The organism is Moorena sp. SIO3I6, from assembly GCF_010672095.1.
This window is the reverse complement of record NZ_JAAHHU010000195.1, coordinates 1-9,842: the sequence shown is the minus strand read 5'-3', so window position 1 is coordinate 9,842 and position 9,842 is coordinate 1. Positions and strand designations below refer to the sequence as shown.

9 protein-coding genes are annotated in these 9,842 nt (G+C 42.8%); 6 read left to right on the top strand and 3 right to left on the bottom strand.

The features are described from left to right. Both F6K49_RS30725 and F6K49_RS30720 read right to left on the bottom strand, forming a co-directional pair. On the bottom strand, positions 1-1,286 hold a 1,286-nt coding region (locus F6K49_RS30725), incomplete at its 3' end, for an AAA-like domain-containing protein (protein ID WP_293102717.1). 761 nt (positions 1,287-2,047) lie between these two features. Continuing rightward, positions 2,048-2,185, bottom strand: a complete 138-nt coding sequence (locus tag F6K49_RS30720) for a hypothetical protein (protein ID WP_293102714.1) — start codon at positions 2,183-2,185, stop codon at positions 2,048-2,050. 777 nt (positions 2,186-2,962) lie between these two features. Here F6K49_RS30720 and F6K49_RS30715 point away from each other — a divergent pair. The 4 genes from F6K49_RS30715 to F6K49_RS30700 all read left to right on the top strand — a co-directional run bounded on the left by F6K49_RS30715 (position 2,963) and on the right by F6K49_RS30700 (position 6,506). Beyond that, complete coding sequence (locus tag F6K49_RS30715) at positions 2,963-4,174, top strand: sigma-70 family RNA polymerase sigma factor (RefSeq protein WP_293102711.1); 1,212 nt, start codon at positions 2,963-2,965, stop codon at positions 4,172-4,174. A gap of 592 nt (positions 4,175-4,766) precedes the next feature. After that, positions 4,767-5,177: a hypothetical protein gene (locus F6K49_RS30710; RefSeq protein ID WP_293065813.1), complete on the top strand. Its 411-nt coding sequence runs from the start codon at positions 4,767-4,769 to the stop codon at positions 5,175-5,177. 667 nt (positions 5,178-5,844) lie between these two features. Beyond that, positions 5,845-6,087: a hypothetical protein gene (locus F6K49_RS30705; RefSeq protein ID WP_293018875.1), complete on the top strand. Its 243-nt coding sequence runs from the start codon at positions 5,845-5,847 to the stop codon at positions 6,085-6,087. A gap of 5 nt (positions 6,088-6,092) precedes the next feature. Next, positions 6,093-6,506, top strand: a complete 414-nt coding sequence (locus F6K49_RS30700) for a PIN domain-containing protein (protein WP_293102720.1) — start codon at positions 6,093-6,095, stop codon at positions 6,504-6,506. 89 nt (positions 6,507-6,595) lie between these two features. Here the strand turns inward: F6K49_RS30700 and F6K49_RS30695 are convergent, their stop codons facing one another. Next, positions 6,596-7,210 carry a Uma2 family endonuclease gene (locus F6K49_RS30695; protein ID WP_293018871.1) on the bottom strand — a complete coding sequence of 205 codons (615 nt, stop codon included), beginning with the start codon at positions 7,208-7,210 and terminating at the stop codon, positions 6,596-6,598. A 131-nt stretch (positions 7,211-7,341) separates the two neighbouring features. On the opposite strand from F6K49_RS30695, the gene F6K49_RS30690 reads away from it, so the two are divergent. Both F6K49_RS30690 and F6K49_RS30685 read left to right on the top strand, forming a co-directional pair. After that, positions 7,342-7,863, top strand: a complete 522-nt coding sequence (locus F6K49_RS30690; protein WP_293065817.1) for a hypothetical protein — start codon at positions 7,342-7,344, stop codon at positions 7,861-7,863. Positions 7,864-8,170: 307 nt separating this feature from the next. Continuing rightward, entirely contained in the window at positions 8,171-8,479 is a 309-nt protein-coding gene (locus F6K49_RS30685; RefSeq protein WP_293018865.1) for a hypothetical protein, read from the top strand. Positions 8,480-9,842 lie beyond the last annotated feature (1,363 nt).

Genomic DNA, 9,842 nt, shown 5'->3' with positions numbered 1-9,842 from the left:
ATACTGCTTAACTTGTGAGTTAGGATGGGGTCTAAGGGCACAGGTTCAGTGGCCTTGAGAACCGTATCAAGAGCTTGTGCTAATTCCGGCTGTTTTGCCAATGTTGCCCAATGACGCTGCAAGTGATTAGCATAAATTCCGGTAGCAGTGGGAGCACTTGCTAGCAGTTGGGAAAGAGTTATATCCTTGCGACTAAGATGATAGAGCGTTAAGTTTACCAGTGCCGGATGTCCCCCCAGCATTACCATTAATTGTCTAGCTTCTTCGGGACCTATCCAGTCGAGTCCGTAGCGTTGAGCTAACTGCTGCACCTCGTCCTGGCTGAAGTTGTTTAACTGAACCGGCAGCCCCACATTGAAAGGAGACTGGTTAAGCTCGAGGGGAACGTAAATTTCCGTGGAGTGAACCACTACCAGGCGAAGCTTTTGCCAGATGGGCAGTCTTTTCCCTTCTTCGTACCAAGAACGCAACAGAGGTAAAAAATCCTTGGCGACTTGGGGATGCTCGAAAATCTGGCTCACCTCATCCAATGCCAAGATTAGGGGAGTATCAATTAAATCTAGTAGATAGTCTTGGAAGTAGAGGGTGCAGCTAATTTTACTGCCCAGGTCTTCATCCCAATACTCATCTAGCATCGGTTTACGCTGAAGCTGGTGAGCGATGTTGGCACACAGCCAGCGCAAAAATTGATTCAAATTGCTCAAAATTACCTGCTCGACTTGCTCTAGGTTCAAGCTGACAGTATGGTAGCCCAGGCGGTTGCCATGGTCAAGAATCCTCAGCAGCAGAGAGGTTTTGCCCATTTCTCTGGGAGCTTTAATCCTGATTAACGCTCCCGGTTTCTTGATTTCTTGATAAACTTGCTCCTCAAGGGAAGAGCGTTCTAGGTAAAAGGGAGAGTTGATAGGGATTGAGCCACTGGGATAGCAAGGTAGTATCTCATGGGTTTCATTGGCAGCATTTCCCGTCAGCTCTGGCTTCACCAGATCTGGGTTCAAAGGGTTTGTCTCTGGGGATGCTTGGGTGGTGGCATAAGACTCCAGCAGCACCCGACAGTTTTTCTTGTTTACCCGCTGGCCAATCACCTGGGAGAGTCGCTGATACAAATCTGGAGCAACGACATTAGTAAGGTAGCCTGCACTATAACCTGCTTCGAGGGCAATTTGGTTATAAGTTCTATACTGCCAAATCCCACCCAGCATAATTACTTCTGTGGATGTAAGGGGTCGATGTTGACTCTCTTTTAGTTGACGGTCAACAATTTCCAGAATACAATCAATATTCATCTAAAATGTCACCGCAATTTATCAATAAGCACCTTTTAAGTGCTCGAGCAAACGTGACACACCGAAACGAGCTATCGAAGTTTTGCCGTCCCCTTTTGGGAACTAAAAGCTATAGTGTTTGTTGAATTTAAAAAACACTATAGGACTATAGGAATCAGCAAATTATATGGGTTTACCCTGAATGAGCCACCAATTTTAGAGCTGATCACTGGGCAATGGCACCCCAGTTAAACAGCAGTTAACCCTAGGAGGTTTACTAGTATTAATAACTAGTTATTACTAGTTATTTACTATGATACCTAGTCTTGGTGGGGAGTCTTGGTGGGGCTCAATCATACCCATAAATCAGAATTTACGAATATACGAATAGATAGCTAGTCTTGATTGACACTCCCCGCCCGCTTATGAGCGGGGATTCTTAGTTCTTCGACATGCCTTAAAGCTAGTTATCCGCCAAAGGCAATACTTAAGCCGAGTATCCGTTTAAAAACAAAATACCTAGCCTAACTTAACTAACCCCAGTGGGCTTATCTCCCTAAGCGTTGAGCTTCCTCAGTTTCCGTGGGGCACACGGTACTTTTTAGTTTTTAAGGAAAGCTTTACTGGTTTTCGGTATCTGGCACGGATCCATACGTTTTTAATGAGGTTTTTCGCGACTCACGTGCTAACATCGCAAAACGCTCGTGGGGTTTATGACAGTACCGACGAATCCTGTCTGTGTTAGGCCACTCTTTGATTATAACTAATCAGATAAAAGCCCTCTAACCAAGGACGGGGCTTGAAACCCAATTTTTTTCAGCTACCAGTCGATTAAAGGGATAATAGCACTCCTCTCGGTGGAACTGGCATCTTGCCCGTTTCTTGCGAGTAGGGAGCTTACCGATATGGCAGGCATTCAAGGCTTACTTTCCTCCTTTGATTTATTCTCCTGACCTTAAATTATCATACCTTATATAATTTCCAGCTGACTATTAAATATTGTTAACTATTTTTATTGCTGGGACTCCCTGACAGGGGAGTGTAATAATAGCATATAATAGCATATAATAGCATATAATAGCATATAATAGCAGATAAGCGGCAAAATAGGGGTGTTGCTCCCCTCACAGCCATTGATTTTGTTTGTATAAACGCGATTTCGTCAGATTTTTATAAGCTGTAAATGGGTATATAGGGATAATTATCCCCATTTACCGCTTCTGTTGACTCCCCACTTTCGACTGTATATAGGGTTTTTATTTGAGATGTAAACGTGTATGGTCTTTTTTGATTGGACAATAAAACTTTGAATCTCTTTCCCCTCTTGCGTTTTGCATCTTGCCTCTTGATTTTTTGAGCAATAATTTTGTTGACAACCTATATAAAAACCATATATATGAGTTTTTACATGAGTTTTTACATGAGTTTTTACATGAGTTTTTACATGAGTTTTATGAGATTAACAGACTAAAAACCGCTATACTCTCAAATGGTGATCGGGTATCGAGGTCAAAAATGTGGAGTACAAATCGTAAGCATATGCGCTACTTGAGGTGCTACTTGAGGTGCCGTCAGCCGTCAGCCGTCAGCCTAAGGCTCACGGCTGATAGCTGATAGCTGATAGCTGAATGCTTACTACAACAAATCAGCCCTGGACTCCAGTGGAGACCATACACCATTGTGTTGATCAATCAATTATGATGTCAAATATTCAATTAGAAGCCAGTTCTACTGCATTCGGCCAATCCCATCACTTTTCACAGAAAGAGTTTTGGCAGCAATGGCGGCAATATCAAGATTATCTCTATCATCGCTGTCTCAGGTGGATGGGTGGAAACCCTACCGATGCTGAAGATGCCCTGAGTCGAGCGATGCTCAAGGCATGGGAGAAGGTGCAAAAATTTGCCGGGAAAATTGCTAATTTTAAGGCTTGGCTGACAAAGCTGACTCATAATCTCTGCGTGGATATTCATCGAGAACATTGTCGCAGCGCGAACCACGTTGAGGATATAGAAGGGATTCCAGAGGAAAAAGGATTGGTTTCCTGTGACGATACCCCAGAAAGGGTTTTGGAAACAGACGAGAAAAAGATTGCTATCGGCAGTGCCATTGATAACTTACCTGCTCGGCTGCACCAGACCTTTATCCTGCACTTTTATCAAGAACTGTCTTATCGAGAGATAGCCCAACAGCAAGAGATTTCTTACCAGAATGTCTGTAAGCGCATCTCCCAGGCGCGAGCGATTCTGCGAGAGGAGTTGAGGGGATATTTTATCGGTGAGGATGAGACTGATCAGGATTTATCGGTTACACCAACTAATCAGGCAACTGAGTCAGCAATTGGGGAAATGTCCCAGCCGAATGCGGAAGTTGAACCGATTGTGGGCGAGACGGTGACATCATCTGTTGCGGTGGAAGAACTGGACAGTGGTGTTGGTGAGGAAGTGCAGGAGGTAGTGCGATTGGTGCAGGAGTCTGAGTCGGTTCCTGTTGCAGCTACTTCTGATCAGAAGTTAGAAGTCAACAATGAGGCATTGCTGAGGGGCGGGATAAATATCAGTGGGGTGGGCATCTTGCCTGCCCGGAAATTGAAACAGGCAAGATGCCCGTTCCACCAAGATGGCCATTCCACAGCCAGATGCCTGTTCCAGCAAGATGGCCATTCCACAGCCAGATGCCCACCCCACCAAGATGGCCATTTCACCAAGATGCCTGTTCCACCAAGATGGCCATTCTACAAAACTCTTAAAATCATCCCCCATTTATGCAACCCTAAACATGGTTGTCTGTGTGTTGAAGCAGCGGTGTGTGAAAGGCAGCCTGCACCAATTAATAAAAATCTCCTCCATCTTCCCATTCTTCCCACACTCCCCACCTCCCCATCTCCCCATAGTCCCCAACAGTTATAGATTTACAACAAAAAGATGCACCCATCGTGTAGGTTGGACTCAAGGCAATGAAATCCAACATTATCTCTCCCTTTTGTTACCTTGAGAGAGTTAGATTTCAGAAAGTTCAACCCAACCTACGGCTACTGCTATAAAGTTCGATAAAGTGCCTTCCCGTAGCGGCTTGTACCGATAATCCCGTAGCGGCTCTTTCAGAGAATCGCTTTTTGGACGAGGTACAAATTTCTGGGTTTTAGAGAGCTAAGGCCGTAGCCCACGTTTTGGCCTACGGCCTCCGCTGCGCGTTCGCGTAGCGTGGCCCACGGCCAAACGCGAACAGAGCAGGAAATAGGAAACTTCAAAATTGGGAACAGGGAAGAAATTCTGTGTACCTCGAAAAACCCTGTCTTGAGACTTATTTATAAAAAAAGCCAACTAAAAAAATTCAGAAAAGGCTCTCTGGAATCGTCTTTAAAGTGTAGAGACTGAAGACAAAAAGTAAAATTTGTCCATCGGTTTATCCAAATTTAGAGGTTAAATCTACATGAAACTTAACAAGATTTTGAAGAGCTTCCTCATTGTTTTTGCTGGGTTCCTTATTACACTCAACTTCATGGCTGGTTCTGCGTTGGCGGATGCGCCTATCAAACTCGACCTGGCTGGACAATTTAAGGTGTATGCCAATAACGAACAAGGTGTTAAAGTTTTCTACCCCGCCACTAAATTTTCTGACTATGGAGATTACTTTTTTCACGCAGACGGTATATGGAAAGGAGGACCGGATATAGATAAATGTGGACCTGAAGGGGATCCAGATTACTGGAATCGAGGACAAATGATGGATCCTCAGTATGATCCATTTTCTCTGATTATAAACTGTGACATACCCTTAGAAGAATATCAATATACCAGGAATCCCGAAATACCACTGTATAAAGATCAAACCTGTGCCTTTTTGATGAATGATGCAAACTATCCCGACAACACAGGTTATCTAACTGTTGAGTACGTACGTATGAACTAACAGTTTAGGTGATATATGTATTTGTTGAATGTAGTAGACGTGTCCGAAAATTTGAAAGCAAGTCTAAGACAACCTTTGACTTCTGTTGAATGAGTTTGAATAAAAAACTCATACGCAACGATATTTAGGTACTCAGAAGCTTTTAATTTCAATAAAAGTGCGATCGCGAAGCGTAGCCCTTTGGGCTAATCGCCGATCTTGTCGGGTGCGTTAACAAAGTGTAACGCACCTGTTTAAATTATCAGTAATGGAATGGCTTATCCTAGGATTAATACTCCCATGGTAGAATCTACAACTAGTCGATTTTCATTCCCGGCTACATTTACCCCTGACCAGTCTGATGGCGGGTTTGTGGTAACTTTCAGGATTTGCCAGAAGCTATTACTCAGGGAGATTCCATGGAAGAAGCCTTAGCTGAAGCAGCTGACTGTTTGGAAGAAGCGATGCGCGCGCATTGAGCCGCTACGCGATCGCACTCGAGAATTGATGACCAACTCGACATCCCCAATCCCTCACCCGGTGGCAGGCGGAGACTATTTAGTCCCGGTGCCAATTCAGACTGCCTTAAAAGCTGCCTTTACCTGGGGATAACTGAGGCAGGGATCACATCACTGCTACTGGCCGATACTCTACAATTAGAATAGGAAGTTCTTGAGGAAGAAAGCCAATGACATGGCAAGAATTGCAAAACCAAGCATTGCAATTACCAATAAGCGTACGCTGGCGTTTAGTCCAGTCCCTTTTGGCCTCAATTGAACAAGAAACCCTGTTATCTAGGTCTTATAGCTCAAGTTCAACACCAATGACTGGTCTTGATCCTTGGACTCAAAGCCTACTTGGTGTGGTTGAGCTAAGTCCAGAGGATTCCAAAGAGTCGTACATCGATTATCTTGAGGCAAAATACAAGTGAGACGGGTGTTGTTTGATAGCGACGTATTACTTGATGTTCTAGCTCAACGCCAACCATTTGTGGTTGCTTCGGCACAAGCATTAAATACAGTAACCCAGGAAGACGTTGAAGGATATGTTTCAGGCCATGCCATAACCAATATTTTCTATATTTTGCGTCGTCAGGTGGGCAGTGAGGTTGCACTGAGACTACTATCAACTTTATTAGAACGTATTGAAGTTGCCAGCATAACCGATCAGGTGATTCGAGCTGCTCTGCAAAGCTCCATGACGGATTTTGAGGATGCAGTGAGCAGTGAAGCTGCACTTGCCTTAGGTCTCGACCTGATCGTTACACGCAATATATCTGATTTTGTGTCATCTTCAGTTCCCGTAATGCTACCGGAGGAATTCTTGGCAGCGCGATCAGAATCAACTTAAGTGCAGGGTTTTCGAGCGATGCAGCGCGGTCTTGGGGGTTTCCCCCATGAGCGACTGCATCAAGACAGAGAGCGATCGCATTTCTATTTTCAACCCCACACCCGACCCAAATCCAACACAAAACCCGGTAACACCTCTTCCCCCGACAACTCAGTTGGATTCTGCAACACTTCCACCGCCAAACCCGGTCGATAAATTTCCACCAGTCGCTGCTGTGGATCGATTAACCAGGCCAGTCTCGCGCCATTGTCGATATACTCTGTCATTTTAGCTTCCAGAGACTGAACCCGATCTGAGCTAGACCGTAACTCAAGCACAAAATCCGGGCAGATATTAGCAAACGTGCCTTTTTGTTCTGGAGTAAGTGCCTGCCAACGTTCTCGGCTCACCCAACAGGCATCGGGAGAACAAGTCGCACCATTAGGTAAAATGAAGCCAGTAGAAGAGTCAAAGGCTTTACCTGGTTCCCCTGCATTACGCCACCACAAATACAACTCTCCAGAAATACTCCAATTTAGTTTTCCAGTTTTCCAGCCTGTTGGTGGGTTCACAATTAACTCTCCAAGTGCCGTTCTTTCCAGTCTCAAGTCGCGGTTGGCTGCTGCAAGGGCTGTAAACTGTTCCTGGGTGACGTACAACCCGATTGTCCTAGGCAACTCAATCAATAGGGTTTCAGTTTCTGGACTGGCAGGTGTTTGTATCATCTTGACCTATATTTATAAGACCCGGTGGTAAGGAAATCCTCGTGTCACTATTCAAAAGGGAAAGAGTGGAAAGGCTAAAGTTTATCAAGTTCGTCAAGTCTTAGAGGCTATTGATAAGTTGGAGGACAGTAATGAAAGTTAATCACCAACACTACACTTATAGCATCACATGGTTAAAAGAAGACGAGGAGTTTGTAGGATTATGTGCCGAATTTCCCAGTCTATCTCACCTTGACACATCTCTGGTAGCTGCTTTAGAAGGCATTAGTAATTTAGTCGCAGAAGTTCTCGAAGACATGGAAACCTCTGGAGAACCTATGCCACAACCTCTTGCCGAGAAAAAATATACCGGTCAGTCTTATGAAGATGAAAGGATGATTCAAGCTATCCTTCAAGAGGGAGAAGGTGGAGAGCGTGAGGTGGAGTCACCAGTCGGCTACGTTGATTTGTTAACTGATGAGTATGTAATCGAGGTCAAACACGTTAAAGTCTGGAAGGACGGCACTAAAGTGCTTCTGTATGCTCCCTACTTTCCAGGTCGAAAACCACGAGTTCATCTGTTTGGTGGCTATAGTAAGGATTTCCGAACTCTGCTAGAAAATTCCTTTGAGACGTTGGGTATTACTACAACTTGGGAGCGTGAACCCTTTTAGGGTGTATCCACTGATGAAAAAGCGATCGCAACTCTTTGTGATTGGCCGTAGGCCACGCTACGCGAACGAAAAATTGCGATCGCCCTTGACTTTACCCTTAGAAAAGGAAAGTGCTTGAGGCAGAGAGCCAATGACATGGTAAGAATTGCCAAACCAAGCCTTGCAATTACCTATAGGGTTTATCCTACTTATGAGGTATAATAATACAGAGATTAACTAGTGAGTTATAACAATCTGGGATAAAACCTTACTCAATTGACTTTCGGCCAAAAATTCTAGAAGTCCATAAAAACTAAAATCTATTAATATGAGTAAGAAAAAAAAGAAAAAACATCCTGGGGGACATAAGTTTTATGAACCTAGCGACTATAGGCCGGTAAACTGTAAAAACGTCCCAGGAGAACGAGCTAGGAAAAAGTGTAAAAAATGGAACAAATTTGTTGCAGAAAGAGCTAAGCTGAAGAAACAAGGTCTGTTTGAAGAGATGAAAAAACTAGAGCAAGAGTATCACGGAATAGACTTAACAGAAGAGACGACTGTGGATACTCCAGATTGCCTTGAAGAAGAAGAATTGTACTACGACGGTTATTTAGATGAATACAGAACTTGGTTTTAAGTCACTGGTTTGACCTAGCCTATGAATGCTTCCCATTTAATCAGCTCTCCAAACTTTTCTGATAATCTAAGTTAAGAAATAGAAGTATATTACCAATGGTAATCCCGATGACGATAAATTGAGGGAAAACTACTGAAAGTAAATCACCCCAAATATTTTTCATAAAAGGAAGACTAGTTAAGACACTATTCAAGATAAATTGTAAGCATAAAACACTCAATACACTTAGAAAAATGAAGAAGAATACTTTCCACCAATTCCCTTCAACGATAGAGCGACTGTAATCGAAAGCATCTTTTCCCCTTTGGTCTCGGAGAATAAAAGCCAGCCCATAGTATTGATTATTTACCGCATAAACTATCCCTGGGATTATAAGTAGTATAAATCTGATCAAATAGTTAATACTAAATATCAAAGATAGCCCAACTAGAGGAATGAAACTCGAAACTATTTTTTGGACTATAGTCTGATAAGTGGTATGTCTTCCATGAAGAGAATTTTCTGTAATCAGCGATAGGGCTATGTAATAGTCAAACTTGCTAAACCTATAACAATAGAAACAACTACAAAAAAAGCCAGAAACAATCCTTAAGTCTTATTTGTATTTTCCGGGTTCAAAGCTGACAAAATTATCAGCAAAGGGAAATAGATTGTACAAAACAACAGTAGGATAGGCTTCAAATTTTTCAGATAAACACCAAATCCCATTGAGATTAATTCAATTAATCCAAGTTTTCGGCTTTTAAGTTCAGATAGACTACTCATAGTTACGGCTCCATCAACGGGTATTTATATAGTAGTTATCAACTAGGTAAGGTTGAGGTTACTTTTTGAGTTTAGGTAATAGGTAAAAGGTAACCGAAAAAAAATATGTTTACCTTATTACTAGGATAAGCGCTATCAAATAAACAAGGGTTTAATTCTATGTGATTTAATCTAAATTTCCTACTGGTATAGAAAAAAGGACTCGAAAGGCGATTGTCAGAAGTTTGATCACCAGAAGGAACGCCCTTGGGATAGCTAGAACGACACAAGTTGGGAGTCTCAAGCCAACAGCCACCCCATATGCCTCAATGTGAAGCTCTATAGTTAGTTGTCCTAGCGGTTTCGCCTACAGTTTTATTAGTATAATTAATTGTAATTATAAATTATAGTTATAGCAGTTTTCGTAGTAATGAGGTAAACAGGATTTTTTCCCACTTTCGTTCCCCCCTTATTAAGTTCCCCCCTTATTAAGCTATGCTTTATAAACATATTTCTTTACAAAAAACTTGACAAAAGTAACTTGATATGATTAGTGTGATCAAAAAACTTGACGTCCCACGTTCTCGCTCAGTTTGTATAGGAAAAGCCTTTTGCCAAA

Coding starts and splice junctions, on each gene's coding strand:
- F6K49_RS30690 (WP_293065817.1), top strand. CDS start 7,342: ATGAAAGTTAATCACCAACACTACACTTATAGCATCACATGGTTAAAA.
- F6K49_RS30705 (WP_293018875.1), top strand. CDS start 5,845: ATGACATGGCAAGAATTGCAAAACCAAGCATTGCAATTACCAATAAGC.
- F6K49_RS30715 (WP_293102711.1), top strand. CDS start 2,963: ATGATGTCAAATATTCAATTAGAAGCCAGTTCTACTGCATTCGGCCAA.
- F6K49_RS30710 (WP_293065813.1), top strand. CDS start 4,767: ATGGCTGGTTCTGCGTTGGCGGATGCGCCTATCAAACTCGACCTGGCT.
- F6K49_RS30685 (WP_293018865.1), top strand. CDS start 8,171: ATGAGTAAGAAAAAAAAGAAAAAACATCCTGGGGGACATAAGTTTTAT.
- F6K49_RS30695 (WP_293018871.1), bottom strand. CDS start 7,210: ATGATACAAACACCTGCCAGTCCAGAAACTGAAACCCTATTGATTGAG.